General features: G+C 70.7%; 17 protein-coding genes and 1 pseudogene. 8 read left to right on the top strand and 10 right to left on the bottom strand.

The window, feature by feature from the left end; all coding sequences use genetic code 11:
- Positions 1 to 49: 49 nt before the first annotated feature.
- A pseudogene (locus ACZ7SW_RS08485) lies at positions 50 to 235 on the bottom strand (alpha/beta fold hydrolase); the annotation flags it as partial.
- 211 nt (positions 236 to 446) lie between these two features.
- Positions 447 to 3,272 (bottom strand): aconitate hydratase AcnA, encoded by a 2,826-nt coding sequence (acnA, locus tag ACZ7SW_RS08480; RefSeq protein ID WP_470229733.1) that lies wholly within the window; start codon positions 3,270 to 3,272, stop codon positions 447 to 449.
- A 348-nt stretch (positions 3,273 to 3,620) separates the two neighbouring features.
- Between acnA and ACZ7SW_RS08475 the strand changes: the two genes are divergently transcribed.
- Positions 3,621 to 5,009, top strand: a complete 1,389-nt coding sequence (locus ACZ7SW_RS08475) for an NlpC/P60 family protein (RefSeq protein ID WP_470229732.1) — start codon at positions 3,621 to 3,623, stop codon at positions 5,007 to 5,009.
- Here the strand turns inward: ACZ7SW_RS08475 and ACZ7SW_RS08470 are convergent.
- The gene (locus tag ACZ7SW_RS08470; RefSeq protein WP_470229731.1) at positions 4,999 to 5,793 is read right to left on the bottom strand and encodes a GNAT family N-acetyltransferase; all 795 of its coding nucleotides are present in this window, start codon (positions 5,791 to 5,793) and stop codon (positions 4,999 to 5,001) included. The genes ACZ7SW_RS08475 and ACZ7SW_RS08470 overlap by 11 nt on opposite strands.
- A gap of 65 nt (positions 5,794 to 5,858) precedes the next feature.
- Here ACZ7SW_RS08470 and mobA point away from each other — a divergent pair, with 65 nt between their 5' ends.
- From mobA to ACZ7SW_RS08445, 5 genes are all read left to right on the top strand, one after another.
- Positions 5,859 to 6,416, top strand: coding sequence for a molybdenum cofactor guanylyltransferase (gene mobA, locus ACZ7SW_RS08465; RefSeq protein WP_470229730.1), 558 nt, complete (start codon positions 5,859 to 5,861; stop codon positions 6,414 to 6,416).
- Between the two features lie 112 nt (positions 6,417 to 6,528).
- Complete coding sequence (locus ACZ7SW_RS08460; RefSeq protein ID WP_470229729.1) at positions 6,529 to 7,593, top strand: AAA family ATPase; 1,065 nt, start codon at positions 6,529 to 6,531, stop codon at positions 7,591 to 7,593.
- Between the two features lie 76 nt (positions 7,594 to 7,669).
- A complete protein-coding gene (locus ACZ7SW_RS08455; protein WP_470229931.1) occupies positions 7,670 to 8,551 on the top strand; it encodes a DUF58 domain-containing protein in 882 nt (293 codons plus the stop codon).
- Positions 8,552 to 8,606: 55 nt separating this feature from the next.
- Positions 8,607 to 9,587 carry a VWA domain-containing protein gene (locus tag ACZ7SW_RS08450; protein ID WP_470229728.1) on the top strand — a complete coding sequence of 327 codons (981 nt, stop codon included), beginning with the start codon at positions 8,607 to 8,609 and terminating at the stop codon, positions 9,585 to 9,587.
- Between the two features lie 121 nt (positions 9,588 to 9,708).
- The gene (locus tag ACZ7SW_RS08445; RefSeq protein ID WP_470229727.1) at positions 9,709 to 10,050 is read left to right on the top strand and encodes a hypothetical protein; all 342 of its coding nucleotides are present in this window, start codon (positions 9,709 to 9,711) and stop codon (positions 10,048 to 10,050) included.
- 12 nt (positions 10,051 to 10,062) lie between these two features.
- Here ACZ7SW_RS08445 and ACZ7SW_RS08440 read toward each other — a convergent pair whose 3' ends face one another.
- From ACZ7SW_RS08440 to ACZ7SW_RS08415, 6 genes are read right to left on the bottom strand one after another with little or no spacing between them, the layout of a single operon-like run.
- Positions 10,063 to 10,524, bottom strand: coding sequence for a tRNA (cytidine(34)-2'-O)-methyltransferase (locus ACZ7SW_RS08440; protein WP_470229726.1), 462 nt, complete (start codon positions 10,522 to 10,524; stop codon positions 10,063 to 10,065).
- A gap of 8 nt (positions 10,525 to 10,532) precedes the next feature.
- Positions 10,533 to 10,958, bottom strand: coding sequence for an acyl-CoA thioesterase (locus ACZ7SW_RS08435; RefSeq protein WP_470229725.1), 426 nt, complete (start codon positions 10,956 to 10,958; stop codon positions 10,533 to 10,535).
- 16 nt (positions 10,959 to 10,974) lie between these two features.
- Positions 10,975 to 11,916 (bottom strand): TAXI family TRAP transporter solute-binding subunit, encoded by a 942-nt coding sequence (locus ACZ7SW_RS08430; RefSeq protein ID WP_470229724.1) that lies wholly within the window; start codon positions 11,914 to 11,916, stop codon positions 10,975 to 10,977.
- Positions 11,913 to 13,301: a sensor histidine kinase gene (locus tag ACZ7SW_RS08425; protein WP_470229723.1), complete on the bottom strand. Its 1,389-nt coding sequence runs from the start codon at positions 13,299 to 13,301 to the stop codon at positions 11,913 to 11,915. Before ACZ7SW_RS08425 ends, ACZ7SW_RS08430 begins: the two co-directional genes overlap by 4 nt.
- Positions 13,302 to 13,304: 3 nt before the next feature.
- Positions 13,305 to 13,970 (bottom strand): response regulator transcription factor, encoded by a 666-nt coding sequence (locus ACZ7SW_RS08420; RefSeq protein ID WP_037806515.1) that lies wholly within the window; start codon positions 13,968 to 13,970, stop codon positions 13,305 to 13,307.
- A gap of 14 nt (positions 13,971 to 13,984) precedes the next feature.
- Positions 13,985 to 15,316, bottom strand: a complete 1,332-nt coding sequence (locus ACZ7SW_RS08415; RefSeq protein ID WP_470229722.1) for an MFS transporter — start codon at positions 15,314 to 15,316, stop codon at positions 13,985 to 13,987.
- A gap of 167 nt (positions 15,317 to 15,483) precedes the next feature.
- On the opposite strand from ACZ7SW_RS08415, the gene fabG reads away from it, so the two are divergent.
- The gene (gene fabG, locus ACZ7SW_RS08410; protein ID WP_470229721.1) at positions 15,484 to 16,188 is read left to right on the top strand and encodes a 3-oxoacyl-ACP reductase FabG; all 705 of its coding nucleotides are present in this window, start codon (positions 15,484 to 15,486) and stop codon (positions 16,186 to 16,188) included.
- A gap of 37 nt (positions 16,189 to 16,225) precedes the next feature.
- Positions 16,226 to 16,993, top strand: a complete 768-nt coding sequence (gene fabI, locus ACZ7SW_RS08405) for an enoyl-ACP reductase FabI (protein WP_470229720.1) — start codon at positions 16,226 to 16,228, stop codon at positions 16,991 to 16,993.
- Between the two features lie 52 nt (positions 16,994 to 17,045).
- Here fabI and ACZ7SW_RS08400 read toward each other — a convergent pair whose 3' ends face one another.
- A complete protein-coding gene (locus ACZ7SW_RS08400) occupies positions 17,046 to 18,215 on the bottom strand; it encodes a Cmx/CmrA family chloramphenicol efflux MFS transporter (protein WP_470229719.1) in 1,170 nt (389 codons plus the stop codon).
- Between the last annotated feature and the right edge of the window lie 373 nt (positions 18,216 to 18,588).

Here is an 18,588-nt window from a genome sequence, read left to right as displayed (position 1 = left end):
GGACCAGCGCGCCGACGCGATCCGGATAAGCGAGCGCGAAGTCGGCGAACACCCTGCTGCCGAACGAACAGCCGACCAGGACCGGCCGGTCGACATCGAGGGCGTCGAGCAGTTTTCCGGTGTCTTCGTAGTGGGAGAACGCGGATTCCGGTCTGGAGGAACCGCCGTGGCCGCGTCCGTCGTACCGGATCACGCGAAAGCGTTCGGCGAACCGAATGAACTGCACGTCCCACATCGCGCGGGTCATCGCGCCCGCGTGCAGGAACACCACCGGGCGGCCGGAACCGCGCTCCTCGTAAGCGAGTTCGCCGTCGCCGAGATCGACCGTGCCGATCGTCATTCCGCGCCCCCCCCGGCGGAAAAGACCCTCCGCCGAGCGTAGCGCGGAAACGCCGAAGCCCGCCCCCGCGCGAACGCGGAAGCGGGCTTCGGAGCGGTTCAGACCGTCAGGACTGCGTCATCTTCCGCAGCACGTACTGCAGGATGCCGCCGTTGCGGTAGTAGTCCGCCTCGCCCGGGGTGTCGATCCGGACGACCGCGTCGAACTCCACCTTCGAGCCGTCTTCCTTCGTGGCCGTCACGTGGACCGTCCGCGGCGTCTCGCCGTCGTTCAGCTTCGTGATGCCCTCGATGTCGAACGTCTCGGTGCCGTCCAGCTTCAGCGACGACGCCGACTCGCCCGCCGGGAACTGCAGCGGGATGACGCCCATGCCGATCAGGTTGGAGCGGTGGATGCGCTCGAACGACTCGGTGATCACCGCGCGCACGCCCAGCAGCGAGGTGCCCTTCGCCGCCCAGTCGCGCGAGGAACCGGAGCCGTACTCCTTGCCGCCCAACACGACCAGCGGGGTGCCCGCCGCCGCGTAGTTCTGGGCCGCGTCGTAGATGAACGCCTGCGGCGCGCCTTCCTGGGTGAAGTCGCGGGTGTAGCCGCCCTGCACGTCGTCCAGCAGCTGGTTGCGCAGCCGGATGTTCGCGAAGGTGCCGCGGATCATGACCTCGTGGTTGCCGCGGCGCGAGCCGTAGGAGTTGAAGTCCTTGCGGTCGATGCCGTGCTCGACCAGGTACTGCGCGGCCGGGGTGCCCGGCTTGATCGCGCCGGCCGGGGAGATGTGGTCGGTGGTGACCGAGTCGCCCAGCTTCGCCAGCACCCGGGCGCCGGAGATGTCCTGCACCGGGGCCGGTTCGGCGGCCATGCCGTCGAAGTACGGGGGCTTCCGGACGTAGGTGGACTCGGCGTCCCATTCGAAGGTCTTGCCGGTCGGCGTCGGCAGCGACTTCCAGCGCTCGCCGCCGTCGAACACGTCGGCGTAGTCCTTCTTGAACATCTCCTGCGTGATCGCGGAGTCGATGGTCTCCTGGATCTCCTGCGGCGAGGGCCAGATGTCCTTCAGGAACACGTCGTTGCCGTCGCCGTCCTGGCCGAGCGGCTGCGTCGCGAAGTCGAAGTCCATCGTCCCGGCCAGCGCGTAGGCGATGACCAGCGGCGGGGACGCCAGGTAGTTCATCTTGACGTCCGGGTTGATCCGGCCCTCGAAGTTCCGGTTGCCCGAGAGCACCGAGACCGCGGTGAGGTCGTTCTCCTGGATCGCGGCGGAGATCTCGTCCGACAGCGGGCCCGAGTTGCCGATGCAGGTGGTGCAGCCGTAGCCGACCAGGTGGTAGCCCAGCTTCTCGAGGTACGGCCAGAGGCCGGCCTTGTCGTAGTAGTCGGTGACGACCTGCGAGCCCGGGGCCATCGACGTCTTGACCCACGGCTTGACCGACAGGCCCTTGTCGACCGCGTTGCGCGCGAGCAGCGCCGCGCCCAGCATGACCGACGGGTTGGAGGTGTTGGTGCACGAGGTGATCGAGGCGATCACCACGGCGCCGTGGTCGAGCACGAACTCGCCGCGGTCGGCGGTGGAGACCTTGACCGGCTTGGTCGGCCGCCCGGTGGCCCCGTTCGCCGCGGACTGCACCGGCACCGCGGTCTCGTCCTGGAACGACAGCGCGGCCGGGTCGGAGGCCGGGAAGGTCTCCTCGACGGTCTCGTCGACGTTCGTGTGCGGGGTGGGCTGCTCGTCCTCGGCGTAGTCGTGCACCGACTTGCGGAACGAGGACTTCGCGTCGGTCAGCTCGATGCGGTCCTGCGGGCGCTTCGGGCCGGCGATCGACGGGACGACCGTCGACAGGTCCAGCTCGAGGTACTCCGAGTACTGCGCCTCGTGCGACGGGTCGTGCCAGAGGCCCTGCTCCTTGGCGTACGCCTCGACCAGCGCGACCTGCTCGGCCGAGCGGCCGGTGAGCTTGAGGTAGCGGACGGTCTCGTCGTCGATCGGGAAGATCGCCGCGGTGGAGCCGAACTCCGGGCTCATGTTGCCGATGGTGGCGCGGTTGGCCAGCGGCACCTGGGCGACGCTCTCGCCGTAGAACTCGACGAACTTGCCGACCACGCCGTGCCGGCGCAGCATCTCGGTGATCGTGAGCACGACGTCGGTCGCGGTCACGCCGGCCGGGATCTCGCCGGTCAGCTTGAAGCCGACGACGCGCGGGATCAGCATCGACACCGGCTGGCCCAGCATGGCCGCCTCGGCCTCGATGCCGCCGACGCCCCAGCCCAGCACGCCAAGGCCGTTGACCATGGTGGTGTGCGAGTCGGTGCCGACGCAGGAGTCGGGGTAGGCCTGGCCGCCCCGGGCCATGACCGTGCGGGCCAGGTGCTCGATGTTGACCTGGTGCACGATGCCGGTGCCCGGCGGGACGACCTTGAACTCGTCGAAGGCGCCCTGGCCCCAGCGCAGGAACTGGTAGCGCTCGCGGTTGCGCTCGTACTCGATCTCCACGTTGCGCTCGAAGGCGTCCGCGCGGCCGAACACGTCGATGATCACCGAGTGGTCGATGACCATCTCGGCCGGGGCGAGCGGGTTGACCTTGTCCGGGTCGCCGCCGAGGGCGGTCACGGCCTCGCGCATGGTGGCCAGGTCGACCACGCAGGGCACGCCGGTGAAGTCCTGCATGATCACCCGGGCGGGCGTGAACTGGATCTCGATCGACGGGTCCGCGTTCGGATCCCAGCCGCCGAGCGCGCGGATGTGGTCGGCGGTGATGTTCGCGCCGTCCTCGGTGCGCAGCAGGTTCTCGAGGAGGATCTTCAGGCTGTAGGGCAGCCGGGCGGCGCCTTCGACCTTGTCCAGGCGGAAGATCTCGTACGAGTTCTCTTCCACCTGCAAGGTGTCCTTGGCGCCGAAGCTGTCCTTGCTAGGTGCAGTCACGTCTAACTCCAGTGGCATGGATTCCACGCCGCCGCCGGCGTGTCCTCCCGGGTCAGTTCGGTGTCGGTTTCCGGGTCGTCGGGATCGACCCAGGCGAGTCTTGCGCACCCCCACCGTAGAACCGGAACCGGGAGGGCACACCTCGTCCATCGGTCCAAACAGTACGCGTGTCCTGTATTTCGTTCAAGGCGACACGCGGAGTGACGTGCGCCATCCGGACACGCCGCTCCGGCAGGTCCCCCGAACAGGGGAAATGATCTCCGCGGTGTGTAAGTTCTCGCTGAGGCTTGTGATAGTGGTGTGACTGCAGTGGTACGCGGTGTGTTCGCGGACCCTGCGGCCGGTGAGCGGAGGTGGCGGGGCTTGATGGTCCGACGGGGACGGTCCGGGTCGGCGGACGCGCTGGTGCGCGGCGCCGGAGCCCGGCGCGGCCTGACGGTTGCGACGGTCGCCCTGGTGGCGCTGCTCGGCGCGGCGGGCACCGGGCTCGCGGTGCCTCCGCCGCCGCCGAACCCGAGCGATTCGGCGATCACCGACGCCAAGGGCGACGCGAACGCGAAAGCGGGCGAGGTCGGGCGGCTCACCAACCAGCTCGCGCAGGCCGAGCAGAAGCTCAGCTCGCTGCAGGACAATGTCGAGCTGAAGCAGGAACAGGCCATGAAGGCCCTGGTCGACCTGCAGACCGCGCAGGACGAGGCCACCCAGGCGCAGAACGACGCGAAGTCCGCGCGCCAGGAGGCGGACGCGGCCGTCGGCGCGATCGAGAAGGCCCGCGCGGACGCGAAGAAGTTCGCCGCCGCCAGCTTCGAGCAGGGCAGCACGATCGGGTCCGTCTCGGCGTACCTGACGTCGGACAGCCCGAAGGACCTGCTCGCCCGTGCCCAGCTGCTCAACGCCATCGGCGGCTCGCGGCTGAACGCGATGGACCGGCTCCAGCAGGCCCAGACCGACAAGGCCAACAAGGATTCCGCCGCGCGCAAGGCCTTGGAGCTCGCGCAGCAGAAGCAGGACGCGGCCACCCGGGCGAAGGGCGCCGCGGACGCCGCGCAGTCCGCCGCCGTGTCCGCGCAGCAGGCCCAGGCCGCGCAGAACACACAGCTGGAAGCCAACAAGAGCTCCGTCGAGCAGCAGCTGTACGCCGCGCAGGCGAAGGTCAACGGCCTGCAGGGGCAGCGCCAGCGCTACCAGGACTGGCTCGCGCAGAAGCAGCGCGAGGACGAGGAGCGCGCGCGGCAGGCGGCGCTGCGGGCGGCCGCGGCGAACAACAACAATGACGACGACGGCGGCGATGACAACGGCGGCGGAAGCCGCGGGCGTCCGTCTCCGGCGGCGGGCGGTTCGATCGAAGCCGTGATCGCGCGGGCGCTGTCCAAAGTGGGCATGCCGTACGCGTGGGGCGGCGGCAACGGCAGCGGCCCGACCCGCGGCATCCGCGACGGCGGCGTGGCCGACCGGTACGGCGACTACCGCAAGATCGGCTTCGACTGCTCCGGCCTGATGATCTACGCCTTCGCCGGCGTGCAGGGGCTGTCGCACTTCAGCGGCTATCAGTACACCTCGGGCCGCCGCGTGCCGCTGTCGCAGATGCGCCGCGGCGACATGCTCTTCTGGGGCGGCTCGGGCGGCATCCACCACGTCGCGCTGTACCTGGGCAACGGGCAGATGGTCGAGGCCCCGCAGTCGGGTTCGCACGTGCGCGTGGCTCCGGTCCGCTACGGCGGGATCATGCCGTACGCGACGCGCCTCATCGGCTGAGCGGGCTCCACACGTAGGGCGTCGTTTCGGTGACCGCGGTGAAGCCCAGCCGTTCGAGGATCGGACGGCTCGTGGGCAGCGCGTCGACCTGCAGGTAAGCCACTCCGCGCGCCCGCGCCGTGCCGACCCGGTGCGCCACGAGTGCGCGGTAGAGGCCGCGGCCGCGCCATTCGGGCAGCGTCGCGCCGCCCCACAGCCCGGCGAACCCGGTGCCCGGCACCAGTTCCAGCCGGGACGCGGCGACGAACCGGCCGTCCGCTTCGGCGACGACGTGCGTGGTGGTCCCGGAATCGGCGCGGGCCCGGGCGAGCAGATCGGCGGCGACCGCGGCCTCCTCGTGACCGAACACCGCCGCCGAGAGCGTGGCGATGCGCAGCAGGTCGTCGTGGCCGTCGGCTTCGCGCACGACGATGTCGGCGGACGGCGGGGCCGAGGCCGCGACCGCGTCCAGCGGCGCGATCAGGACGGTCTCGGTTTCCTCCGGGGTGAATCCGGCGGCCAGCAAGCGTTCGGGAAGCTCCGCGGGACGGTCGTGGCTGCGGGTCTTCCACTCGAACTCCTCGCCGCGGGCGGCGAAGAACGCGCGCTGGCGGGCGATCAGGTCGTCGAGCGCGTCGCCGGTCACGCCGAGGTCGGGCGGGCCGGAGACGAAGCCCCGGCGGCCGCCGGTGAGGCGGGCGAGCGGGCCGTCGACAGTGAGCTGTTGTCCGGGTTCGGCCTGGGTCAGCTCGGCTTGGCGGACTTCGCGGTCGTAAGCGGCGAGCAGCCGCGCGGCGTCGGGCACGTCGGCAACCTAACCCGCGCGACCCCGGAGCGCGCGCGGGTTTTCGCGGCGGGCACGCTGGGGCTATGACTGAACGCCCCCGGTTCGCGGGGATCGTGCTGGCCGGCGGGGCCGCGCGCCGGCTGTCCGGAGTGGACAAGCCGGAGCTGCGGGTCGGCGGGATCTCGTTGCTGGGCCGGGCGGTCGAGGCTCTGGCCGGGGCGGATCCGGTCGTGGTCTGCGGGCCGAGGCGGCCGGGATACGACGCGGTGGTCTGGACCCGCGAAGACGTTCCCGGTGCGGGGCCGGTCGCCGCGCTCGCCGCGGGGCTGGAGTCCGTCGGGGACGCCGAAATCGTCGTGTTGCTCGCCGCTGACCTGCCCGGCATCCGGCGCTCCACAGTGGACCGGCTGCGGTCCACTGTGGTCAAGGAAGACGGTGCCGTGCTGGTCGACGCGGCGGGGGAGCGGCAATGGCTGGTGAGCGCTTGGCGCACCGCGGCTCTGCGCGAGGCGATGCCGGAGCGTCCGGAGAACGCGTCGCTGCGCCGGACGCTCGGCGGGCTGCGGATCGCGGAGGTCGCGGCGGAACCCGGCGAGAGCGACGACATCGACACGCCGGAGGACCTGGAAAAGCATCGCTGACAGGGGCTTCACAGCTGTCACACCGGCGATGCGATTGGCTACCGTCGCGGGAAGTTCTCGACCCAGTAGGGTCGCGGACGAGCACGCAGACGTGGAAACCCCTGGAGGAAGAGTGACCGAGCCCGGCTTCGCCGAGGGAGCGAACGGGCAGCAGCCCGGCACCCCGGCGCGGGACGCCCAGCTGCTGGAACGCACCGTGTTCGAGGTGAAGCGCGTCATCGTCGGACAGGACCGGCTGGTGGAGCGCATGCTCGTCGGGCTGCTGGCGAGGGGGCACCTGCTGCTCGAAGGCGTGCCCGGGGTCGCGAAGACGCTGGCGGTCGAGACGTTCGCGCGCGTCGTCGGCGGCTCGTTCTCCCGCGTGCAGTTCACCCCCGACCTGGTGCCCGCCGACATCCTCGGCACGCGCATCTACCGCCAGGGCGCCGAGCGCTTCGACGTCGAACTCGGCCCGGTCGTCGCGAACTTCGTGCTCGCCGACGAGATCAACCGCGCCCCGGCGAAGGTGCAGTCGGCGATGCTGGAGGTGATGGCCGAGCGGCACGTGTCGATCGGCGGCAAGACCTTCCCGATGCCCGATCCGTTCCTCGTGCTGGCCACGCAGAACCCGATCGAGAACGAGGGCGTGTACCCGCTGCCGGAGGCCCAGCGCGACCGGTTCCTGTTCAAGATCCTCGTCGAGTACCCCTCCGCCGAGGAAGAGCGCGAGATCATCTACCGGATGGGCGTCACGCCGCCGGAACCGCACGAGGTGCTGAGCCCGGCCGAGCTGGTCCGGCTGCAGGGCGTCGCGTCGCAGGTGTTCGTGCACCACGCGCTGGTCGACTACGTCGTGCGGCTCGTGCTCACCACGCGCACCCCGAACGACCACGGCCTCTCCGACGTCGCGGGCTGGGTGTCCTACGGCGCCTCGCCGCGTGCGAGCCTCGGCATCATCGCCGGGGCGCGGGCGCTTGCGCTCGTGCGCGGCCGGGACTACGTGCTGCCGCAAGACGTGGTCGACGTCGTGCCGGACGTGCTGCGCCACCGGCTCGTGCTGTCCTACGACGCGCTGGCCGACGGCGTGCCGGTGGACCACATCGTCACCCGCGTGCTGCAGACCGTGCCGCTGCCGCAGGTTTCGGCCCGGCCGCAGGGCGGCGCCGGCCCGGTGCCGGCGGGCGCGCCCGTCAGGTAGCGGCGTGGCTGGCACATCCTCGAAACACCCGGGCGAACGCCCGGCCTGGGCGCCGCCGGTCCTGCGCGGCGACCGGATGGAAGCGGGACTGCGCACCCTCGAACTCGAAGTGCGCCGCCGCCTCGACGGGCTGCTCCAGGGCAACCACCTCGGGCTCGTCCCCGGGCCCGGCTCGGAGCCCGGCGAGGCCCGGCCCTACCAGCCCGGCGACGACGTGCGCCGGATGGACTGGGCGGTCACCGCCCGCACCACGACGCCGCACATCCGCGAGACGGTGGCGGACCGCGAGCTGGAGACGTGGGTCGTCGCGGACATGTCGGCGAGCCTCGACTTCGGCACCGCGCTCTGCGAGAAACGCGACCTGGTGGTCTGCGCGACCGCTGCGGTCGCGCACCTGACCGGTGGCGGCGGAAACCGGATCGGCGCGCTCGTGTCCAACGGCGAAGGCATCACCCGGCTCCCGGCGCGCGGAGGGCTTCCGCACGCCCGCGGTCTGGTGCGGCGGCTCGCCGAGACGCCCCGTGCCGCCGAAGGCGTGCGCGGCGATCTCGCCGAGGCGCTGGAAAAGCTGCGCCGTCCGCCGCGGCGGCGAGGACTGGCGGTGGTGATCTCCGACTTCCTCGGCCCGATGGACTGGGAGCGGCCGTTGCGCGCGCTCTCCGGACGGCACGAGCTGATCGCCATCGAGATCATCGACCCGCGCGACGTGGACCTGCCGGACGTCGGCACCGTCGTGCTGGCCGACCCGGAGACCGGACGGCAGCGCGAGGTGCACGCTTCGGCGTTGCTGCGCAAGGAATTCGGCGCGGCGGCGAACGCGCACCGGCAGGCGGTCGCGGCCGGTCTGCGCCGGGCCGGGGCGGCGCATCTGGTGCTGCGCACCGATTCCGACTGGATCGCGGACATGGTGCGGTTCGTGGTCGCTCGCAAGCGTCGCTGGTCCGGGGGTGTCGCATGAGCGCCGTCCCCCTTCACGCGGCCGCCGCCCGGGCAACCAGTAAGGAGGCGACGGCATGAGCCTCGCCGGTTTCAGTTCGCCGTGGTGGTTCCTGCTGCTGCTCGCGGTCGCCGCGGTGGCGGGCGCGTATGTGCTGTCGCAGCGGCAGCGCCGTCGCCGGGTGATGCGGTTCGCGAATCTCGAGCTGCTGGAGAAGGTCGCGCCCAAGGCGCAGGGCTGGATCCGGCACGTGCCCGCGGTGCTGATCGTGCTGTCGCTGCTGTTCCTGACGGTTTCGCTGGCGGGCCCGACGGCCGAGCAGAAAGTGCCGCGCAACCGGGCGACGGTCATGCTGGTGATCGACGTGTCGCTGTCGATGGAAGCCACCGACGTCGCGCCGACGCGGCTGAAGGCGGCGCAGGACGCGGCGAAACAGTTCGCGCAGAACATGACGCCGGGCGTCAACCTGGGCCTGATCTCGTTCGCCGGAACCGCGACGGTCCTCGTCAACCCGACGACGGACCGGGCGGGCGTGTCGAAGGCGATCGACAACCTGAAGCTCGCCCAGTCCACCGCCACCGGCGAGGGCATTTACGCGGCGATGCAGTCGATCCAGAGCTTCTCCGCGGTGGTCGGCGGCGCGGACGGCCCGCCGCCCGCGCGGATCGTGCTGATGAGCGACGGCAAGCAGACGGTGCCGGAAGACCTGTACGCCCCGCGCGGCGCGTACACCGCGGCGCAGGCGGCGAAGCAGGCGCAGATGCCGATCTCGTCGATCTCGTTCGGCACCGAGCACGGCTCGGTCGACATCGAGGGCAAGCAGCAGGACGTCCGCGTGGACGACGAATCGCTGCGCGAGATCGCCCGGCTGTCCGGCGGCGAGTTCTACAAGGCGGCGAGCGCGGACGAGCTGAAACGCGTGTACGCCGACTTGGGCGAGCAGATCGGGTACGAGCTGAAGAACGCCGACGCGAGCAAGCCGTGGGCGGTGCTGGGCACGATCATCCTGATGGCCGGAGCCGCGACCGCGCTGCTGTTCGGCCAGAGACTGCCGTAGGTCCGCGACCGAGGCGGCTTCTCGGGACCGGTCCCGAGAAGCCGCCTTTACGGTGTCTGCCTTGGACGCTCAAGGCAAGGGAGACCGGACAGACATGCGGTTGCCATTCAGGAAGAAGCCGGTGCCCGAACCCGCCGGCGGTCGGCTTCGCGCGGCCGGCAACGTCTTTCACTGCGTCGTCCAAGTCGGCGACACGAGCAGCCGGCGGATGGTGTCCAGCGAAGTCCTGGACCGGCTCCTCCTGGCCACGAAACAGCCCGCACTGGACGCGCTGGACCGGCGGTTCGGGACCGAGGCGTGGTGTACTCGAATCAGCACGAACGCGAGCCTCGAAGGACCGGGCGCTTATTTCGCCTTGGACGTGACCGTTCAGCCCGGCGAGACGATGGGCAGCATGAGCGAACTCGTCAACGACGAGTTCTCGCGCCGCTGGGCTGCCGCCGCCCAGCGGTTCCTGAGCTGAGACCCGCTGATCTCACGGCGTCGCGAAGCCGTTCTGCCGCCACCCCTCGTAGACGACGATGGCCGCGGTGTTGGCCAGGTTCAGCGACCGGTTGTTCGGCAGCATCGGCAACCGCAGCCGCTCGGTGACCTCCGGCGCGTGCTGAACCTCCTCCGGCAACCCGGCGGACTCCGGCCCGAACATCAGCACATCCCCAGGCGCGTAAGAAACATCCGTGTACAGCCGCGTCGCGGTCGCACTGAACGCATACACCTTCGACGGCAACAGGGCTTCCCACGCAGCGGCCAGATCAGCGTGCACGTGGACCCGCGCGAGGTCGTGGTAGTCGAGCCCGGCGCGGCGAAGCTGCTTGTCCTCCAAGGTGAACCCCAACGGCTCCACCAGATGCAGTTCGCACCCGGTATTCGCCGCGAGCCGGATCGCGTTGCCGGTGTTGGGCGGGATTTCGGGGCGGTAGAACAGCACTCGGAACACGGCCGCCCTCACACTGCCTCGGGGAGATACTGCGCGTAGGCCCCGCGCACCTCCGGCGGCGGTTCGGCCTTGCGGTAGTTCTCGGTGTCGACGAACACGTACCGCAGCCGGATCTCGGTCGTCACCGTGCCGTCGCGGCGGACCTCCAGCTCGAACTGCATCGACGTGGTGCCCAGGTGCACGAGGTACACCGCGACCACCAGCTCGTCGTCGAAGCGGCACGGCGCGAAATACCGCAGATTCGACTCGGCGACCACGACGTCGACCCCGGTGGCGAGCAGGGCGTCGTGCGAGCCGAAGAGCGCTCTCTCCACCTCGAACGCCGCCATGTCCGCGTAGGCCAGGTAGTGCGCGTTGAAGACGATGCCCTGGGCATCGCATTCGTGGTAGCGCACGCGGAGGGGCATTTCGGCGAGAGGTCGGCGTTCGGTCACGCGACCAATCTAGCGATCAGCCGTGCAGTGCGCGGTAGGTGTCGGCGGCGCCGCGGTGCAGTGGGACTGGCTGGGTGCCGATGAGTGTGCGTACGTCGAGGAATTGCGTCCCGACGGCTTGTGCGGGCACGAGTTCGGCGGCGCGTCCGGCGAGCACCCGGACGACTGCGGCGGCGACGTCGAAGGGCAGCTTCGGGGAGCAGACCAGCAAGTTCGCGACGCCGATCGTCGGCAGGGAGCCGACCCCGCGGTACGCGCCGGCGGGCACCTGCACCTGCTCGTACAGCGGCCCGTACGCCTTGCGCAGCTGGGGGAGCACCGACGTCAGCGGGAGCAGCGCGAGCGGCGTCGTGCGGTTGAGGTCGGCGAGCGCGGGCGTCGGGATCCCGCCGGACCACAGGAACGCGTCGATCCGGCGGTCGTGCAGCGCGGCGACCGCGTCGTTCAACGGCAGGTGCTGCGCCTGCACCGGGACGCCGTTCGCGGCGAAGACCCGTTCGCCCAGCTGCGCGGCGCCGGAGCGGCTCGCGCCGACCGAGATCGGGCGTCCGGCGAGCGCGCGGAGGTCGGTGATGTGGTCCTCGGCGCGGACGACGAGCTGCAGATAGTTCTCGTAGACGCGGCCGAGTGCTTGCAGCGGAACGGGTTTCCCGAACGGCGTGCCGCCGGTGATCGCCGATTGCGCCACGTCGGCGAGCGCCAGGCCGAAGTCGGCCGTGCCGTCGAGGACGCGTTGAACGTTCTCGACGCTCGCCTCGGTGGGGAGCGCGCTGCAGTGCAGCCGCGGTTCGGCGCGCGACAGTTCGGCGGCCAGAACCTCGGCGAAGGCCAGATAGAAGCCGCCGGGTTCGCCGGACGCGATGGTGATCTTCCGGTCCGGGCCGCGGTAGGTGTCGTCACAAGCGGCGAGTGCGAGGGCGAGGCCGCCGAGGATCGCCGCGCGGCGAGTGACGGTCACGGCGTCACCTCGGCGGGCAGCGTGATCCGGACTTGCAAGCCGTGCGGTTCGACCGCGCGCAGCTCCAGAACCCCGCCCCGGGCGCGGGTTTGCTCCCGGGCGATGGCGAGTCCGAGACCGGTTCCGCGCGGCGCGCCGTCGCCGCCCGCCCGCCAGAACCGTTCGGTCGCCTGGGCGAGATCCTCCGGCGGGAGGCCGGGACCGTCGTCGGTGACGATCAGCGTGACAGTGTCCGAAGTGGATTCCCAAGCGGCGGTGATGGTCGCTCCCTGACCGGCGTGGTGGACGGCGTTGTCCAGCAGGACGTCGAGAATCTGCGCGAGTTCGCCCTCCGGCGTCCGCACCAGCAGCGGTTCGGTGTGGCCCGCGCACGGCACGAGGGTCGCGCCCGCTTCGTCGGCGGACAACCGCCACGCGTCGACCCGTTCCGCCACGACCGCCGCCAGGTCGGCGGGCTCGTCGTCCGCGCGTGCGGCCAGCCGGGTCGCGGTGCTTTCCGCGGTCGCGAGAGCGAGCAGGCCGTCCAGAATCCGTTCCAGCCGTTCGACTTCCGCCACCGTGGCGTCGTAGGCGGGACGGTTTTCGACCTCGGTGCCGAGCAGGTCGAGCCGAAGGCGCAGCGCGGCCATCGGGTTGCGCAGCTGATGCGAGGTGTCCGCGACGAGCCGCTGCTGCTGGTTCGCCGACTCGACGACCGCGTCGGACATCCGGTTCACCGACGCCGCGAGCGATCGCAGTTCGCGCGGCCCGGAGCGTTCCGGCACCTGCGCGCGGCGTCCGCCCGCCACCGCCAGCACGCCGGTTTCCAGCTCCACCAACGGCCGCACCATCCACCGCGACAGCAGGACCGCGAGCAGCACGAACAGCGCCGCGACGACCATCGCCCCGGCCGCGATGGCGCTCCACGCGGCTCCGACGTCCTCGGCCGCAGCCGTCACCGAAGCCCGCAGCAGGACGACCCCGGACACCCGTGTCCCGGTGCCGACCGGGCGGGCGAACAGCACCGGAGCGCCCGACCACGGCCGGATCCGCTCGACCGGCGCTTCCGGCTCGTTCCGCAGCGTCGCCTCGATGACGGACCGCGCGTCGGGATCGCTGCTGGTCAGGCCGCCGGTTTCGACGAGCGGCCGCCGCTGCGCGTCGACGATCAGCACGCCTTCGCTGTATAACGACGAATACTGCCGGGCGTCGGCGTTCAACGCGGTCGTGTCGCCGGAATCGACGGCCTGTTGCGCGAGCACCACGAAGCGGTCGACGTCGCTGCTGCGCGAGATCACCAGCTGCTGCGTCCGCTGATCGGCGGTCGCGGACAGCAACGGCACGGCGAACGCCGCCACGACGGCGAGCGCGAGCGTGACAAGAACAGCCAGCAGGCGAGTGCGCACCGATCAGCTCCGGCCGAGCCGGTAGCCGAAGCCCCGGATCGTGGTAAGCAGGCCGGGCCGGTCGAGCTTCGCGCGCAGCTGCGTCATGTGGACGTCGAGGGAGCGCGACACGGCGAGGTACGCGTCGCCCCACACCTCGTCCATCAGCTGCTGCCGGCTGACCGCGGTGCCCGGCCGGGCGGCGAGGACCGCGAGGACCGCGAACTCCTTCGTGGTCAGCCCGATGTCCCGGCCGCCGACCACCACCCGGCGCGCGCCGAGATCGATCTCGACGTCCTCGATCTGCACCACCGGGTCCTTCGGCGCGGGGGAGGAGCTGCCCGCCCGCCGCGCCACCGCGTCCATCCGGGCGAGCAATTCGGCCATCCGCACCGGTTTCGCCAGGTAGTCGTCCGCGCCGAAGCGCAGCGCGCGGACGACGGAGCGCTCGTCGTCGCGCGCGGTCAGCACGATCACCGGCACCGGCGACACCTGGCGGATCTTGCGCAGCACGTCCAGCCCGTCGAGGTCCGGCAGGCCGAGGTCGAGAAGCAGCAGGTCCGCGTCCCGGTGCCGGGTGAGGGCGTCCGAGCCGCGGCCGACCGCGGTGACGGAGTGGCCGTGCGCCTGCAGCGTTTCGGCGAGTGCCCGGGCGACCCCGGTGTCGTCCTCCACGAGCAGCACGCGCACGGCCGTCCTCCCGGTCAGTCCTCGCCGCGTTCGAGAGCGGACGAACGCGAAGTTTCCCGCATTGTCGCGTACACGACGAGCGACACGAGGACGCAACCCGCGACGTACCAGAAGAAGAGCGATTCGTGACCCGCCTTCTTCAGCGCCTGGGCGATCAGCTCGGCGGTCCCGCCGAAGATCGCGACGGTGAGCGCGTAGGGCAGGCCGACGCCGATCGCGCGGATCCGCGTCGGGAACAGCTCGGCCTTCACGATCGCGTTGATCGAGGTGTAGCCGGTCACGATCACCAGCGCGCCGAGCAGCAGCAGGAAGGCGAGGAACGGCTGGCTGGTGCGCGCCATCAGCGTCATGATCGGCACGGTCAGCAGGGTGCCCGCGATGCCGAAGAACATCAGCAGCTTCCGGCGGCCGATCCGGTCCGACAGCTTCCCGGCGAGCGGCTGCAGGATCGCGAAGATCAGCAGCGCGAGGAACATGATCACGGTGACCGTGCGCCGCGGGATGTGCGCGGTGTTCTCCAGGAACTTCTGCGTGTAGGTGGCGTAGGTGTAGAACGCGACCGTGCCGCCGAGCGTCAGTCCGACGACGAGCAGGATCTCCCGCGGGTACTTCACGAGCTGGCGCAGCGTGCCGCGCTCGTTGTCTGCACCTGCCGCGCTTGCGGTGTTTTCCTTGACCCGCTGGTAACTCTCCGACTCGTCCATCGACCGCCGCAGCGCCATCACGATCACCGCGGCGAGCGCGCCGACGACGAACGCGATCCGCCAGCCCCAGTCGCCCATCTGCTTGTCGGAAAGCACGCTCTGCAGGATCAGCTGCAGTCCCAGCGCGAGCAGCTGCCCGCCGACGAGGGTCACGTACTGGAAGCTGGAGTAGAACCCGCGCTTGCCGGGAGTGGCCACTTCCGACAGGTACGTCGCCGAGGTGGAGTACTCGCCGCCGACCGAAAGCCCTTGCAGCAGCCGCGAAAAGACCAACAGGATCGGGGCCGCGATGCCGATCGTCGAATAGCCCGGCGTCACCGCGATCAGCAGCGAACCGCACGCCATCATCGAGACCGAGAGCACGAGCGCGGACCGGCGCCCGTAGCGGTCGGCGAAGCGGCCGAGCAGCCAGCCGCCGAGCGGGCGCATGAGGAATCCGACGGCGAACACCGCCGCGGTGTTGAGGAACTGCGCCGTGGCATCGCCGCCAGGGAAGAACGCCTTCGCGAAGTAGACGGTGAACGCCGAATAGGCGTACCAGTCGTACCACTCGACGAGGTTTCCGATCGAGCCGCGCAGCACGTTGCCGACCACGCGCCGCTCGTCCCGCGCCGAGCCGGCGTCCTGGATCCGGGTAGTCATCCTTGACCTCCTGTGTCGCGACTCACGGTGACCAACCGGGCAGTAACCATCAAGGTCGAGGCGCGGTTCCTTACCGTCGCTTAGGACGGGAGTGCCGGGTGCGCCGCCGGTCAGCGCAGCCGATAGCCTCACGCTGGCGCAACCGCGATGACGACGAGGAGAACGCAGTGGGACGGTCGGTCTTGGTCACCGGCGGCAACCGGGGCATCGGGCTGGCGATCGCCCGCGACCTCGCGGAGCAGGGCCACCGGGTCGCGGTGACGCACCGCGGGTCCGGCGCGCCGGAGGGGCTTTTCGGGGTGCGGGCGGACGTCACCGACGCCGAGCAGGTGGACACGGCCTTCAAGCTCGTGGAGGAGCACCAGGGGCCGGTCGAGGTCCTGGTGTCCAACGCCGGGCTCACCGACGACACCCTGCTCATGCGGATGTCGGAGGAGCAGTTCGAGCGGGTGCTGAACGCGAACCTCACCGGGGCGTTCCGCGTCGCCAAGCGGGCCTCGCGCGGCATGCTGCGCGCCCGCTGGGGCCGGTTCGTGTTCATCTCGTCCGTGGTCGGCCTTTCCGGTTCGGCCGGGCAGGCGAACTACGCCGCCTCGAAGGCGGGCCTGGTCGGCTTCGCGCGTTCGCTCGCGCGGGAGCTGGGCTCGCGCAACATCACCGCGAACGTGGTCGCGCCCGGCTTCGTGCACACCGACATGACCGACGCGCTGCCCGAGGACCGGCGCAAGGAGATCCTCGCCAGCGTCCCGTCCGGCCGCTACGCCGAACCGGCCGAGATCGCCGCCGCGGTGCGGTACCTGTCGTCGGACGAGGCGGGCTACGTCAACGGCGCGGTGCTGCCCGTCGACGGCGGCCTCGGCCTCGGCCACTGACCTTCCCGAGAAGAACACCCACGACCTGGAGGACGTGTTGCCCGGATTGCTCGAAGGCAAGCGGCTGCTGATCACCGGCGTCATCACCGACGCCTCGCTCGCGTTCCACGCGGCCCGCATCGCCCAGCAGGAGGGCGCGAAGGTCGTGCTCACCGGCTTCGGGCGGATGTCGCTGGTGGAGCGCATCGCCAAGCGGCTGCCCGAGCCCGCCCCGGTGCTCGAGCTGGACGTGACCGACCAGGAGCACCTCGACTCGCTCGCCGACCGCGTCCGCGAGCACGTCGACGGCCTCGACGGCGTGCTGCACTCGATCGGCTTCGCGCCGCAGAGCTGCCTCGGCGCGCCGTTCCTGGACGCGCCCAGCGACGACGTGAAGGTCGCGGTGGACGTCTCGGCGTTCTCGTTCAAGTCGCTCGCGGTGGCGACGCTGCCGCTGCTCGGCCGCGGCTCCTCGATCGTCGGCATGGACTTCGACGCGCGCGTCGCGTGGCCGGTCTACAACTGGATGGGCGTGGCGAAGGCCGCGCTGGAGTCGGTGAACCGGTACCTGGCCAAGGAACTCGGCCCGCAGGGCATCCGGGTCAACCTGGTCAGCGCGGGCCCGATGAAGACGATGGCCGCGAAGTCGATCCCCGGCTTCGGCGAACTCGAAGCCGGCTGGGGCGACCGCGCGCCGCTCGGCTGGGACTCCGCGGACCCGGAGCCGACCGCCAAGACGGTGTGCGCCGTGCTGTCCGACTGGCTGCCGGCCACGACCGGTTCGATGATCATGGTCGACGGCGGAGTGCACGCGCTCGGCATCTGATCCGGTGACGAAAATGGCCCCGCGGGAATGCTCCTGCGGGGCCATTTCCTTTTTACGCGGCCACCAGTTGCGGGGCGGTGTCGCGCTGGTGCAGGCGCAGCGCGAAGGTGAGCGCCGCCAGGGCGAGCGCCCCGAGTGCGACGCTCACCCAGGCCACGCTGGAGAAGCCCATCCCCGCGCTGATCGTCGTGCCGCCCAGCCACGGTCCGACCGTGTTGCCGACGTTGAACGCGGACGTCGTGCTGGCGCCGACGAGCGTCGAGGTCCCGCCCGCTGCGGCGTAAGCCCGCACATTGAGCGCTGGGTTCGCCGCGAATCCGGCCGCGCCGAGGACCAGGACGGCGGCCACCGCGACGACGGCGTTGGTAGCGAAGGCGAGCGCGACGAGAGCGGCGAGGGCGAGGCCGAGGCTGCCGTAAAGCGTCGCGAACGGATACGTGTCAGCGAGCTTGCCGCCGGCGAAAATCCCGATCACCGCACCGCCGCCGAAGAGCGCGAGCACCACCGGAACGCCGGACTCGGGCAGGCCCGCGACGGAGACCAGCAGGGGAGCGAGGTAGCTGAACGTCGCGAACACCATCGCCTGCAGCAGCGCGATCACGCCGAGCGCGAGCCACAACCGGCTGCGGCGGAATACCTGTAGTTCTTCCGCGATCCGCGGTGCTTCGGTTTCCTTGGTGGTGCGGGGAACCGACAGGAGAACCGCGACGGCAGCGACGACGGTCAGCGCGGCGACTGCCCAGAACGCGCTTCGCCAGCCTGCGTGCTGTCCAAGCAGGGTGCCTGCCGGGACGCCGACGACGTTCGCGACGGTGAGTCCGCCGACTAGGACTGCGAGGGCTTGTCCGCGTCGGGCTTCGGGGACGAGGTTGACGGTGGTTGCGGCGGCTACGGCCCAGAATCCGGCGCAGGCTACTGCGCTGATGATGCGGGTGGTGAAGAGGAGGCCGTAGCCGTCGGCGATCGCGCCGATGATGTGTGCGGCGCTGAAGACGATTAGCAGTCCGAGGAGCGTGGTTCGTCGGGGGAGGCGGATCGTGCCGACTGCTAGCAGGGGTGCGCCGAGGACCATGCCGATGGCGAAGGCGGAGATCAGTAGGCCTGCGTCGGGGATCGTTACCCCGAGGTCGGCGGCCATTCCGGGGAGGAGGCCGGTGATCATGAATTCGGAGGTGCCCAGGGCGAAGATGCTTAGGCCGAGGATGAGGACGGCTGGGGGCACGGGGGGCTCGCTTTCTGAAATGTGTGGTACAAAACTTGGGTGGGGTCTGGGGTGTGTGGGGGCTCGTCGCCTGGCGGCGACATTGCGCCCCGTTGCGTGCGTGGGGCACCCCGAAGCTTGATTGTGCTGACGGTTTGAGGGTGCTTGTCAAGGCGGGAAAGATGCCTTGACAAGCACCCTCAAACCGCAGGGCGGCTTCGTATCGGGGTGCGGGGGTGGTGTGGGTGCGTCGACAGTCGGGTGCAGTGGCGGCGGTTCGGCGTCGGGGCTAGCGCCCCGACGCGGCGGTGCTCGGGCGGGTGGTCGGTGAAGGACCCCCTGAGGGACCCTGATTCCCTCAAGGAGCCCCTCACGACCGGGTGCGGGCCGTGAG

This window comes from Amycolatopsis sp. NPDC114484 (assembly GCF_055633755.1).
Note: the sequence above shows the minus strand (reverse complement) of the source record. Positions and strands in the feature narration are given on the sequence as shown.

Excerpts from the sequence above, each read along its gene's own strand:
- ACZ7SW_RS08455 (WP_470229931.1), top strand. The coding sequence starts at position 7,670 with ATGGAAGCGGGACTGCGCACCCTCGAACTCGAAGTGCGCCGCCGCCTC.
- mobA (WP_470229730.1), top strand. The coding sequence starts at position 5,859 with ATGACTGAACGCCCCCGGTTCGCGGGGATCGTGCTGGCCGGCGGGGCC.
- acnA (WP_470229733.1), bottom strand. The coding sequence starts at position 3,272 with ATGCCACTGGAGTTAGACGTGACTGCACCTAGCAAGGACAGCTTCGGC.
- ACZ7SW_RS08475 (WP_470229732.1), top strand. The coding sequence starts at position 3,621 with ATGGTCCGACGGGGACGGTCCGGGTCGGCGGACGCGCTGGTGCGCGGC.
- ACZ7SW_RS08415 (WP_470229722.1), bottom strand. The coding sequence starts at position 15,316 with ATGACTACCCGGATCCAGGACGCCGGCTCGGCGCGGGACGAGCGGCGC.
- ACZ7SW_RS08450 (WP_470229728.1), top strand. The coding sequence starts at position 8,607 with ATGAGCCTCGCCGGTTTCAGTTCGCCGTGGTGGTTCCTGCTGCTGCTC.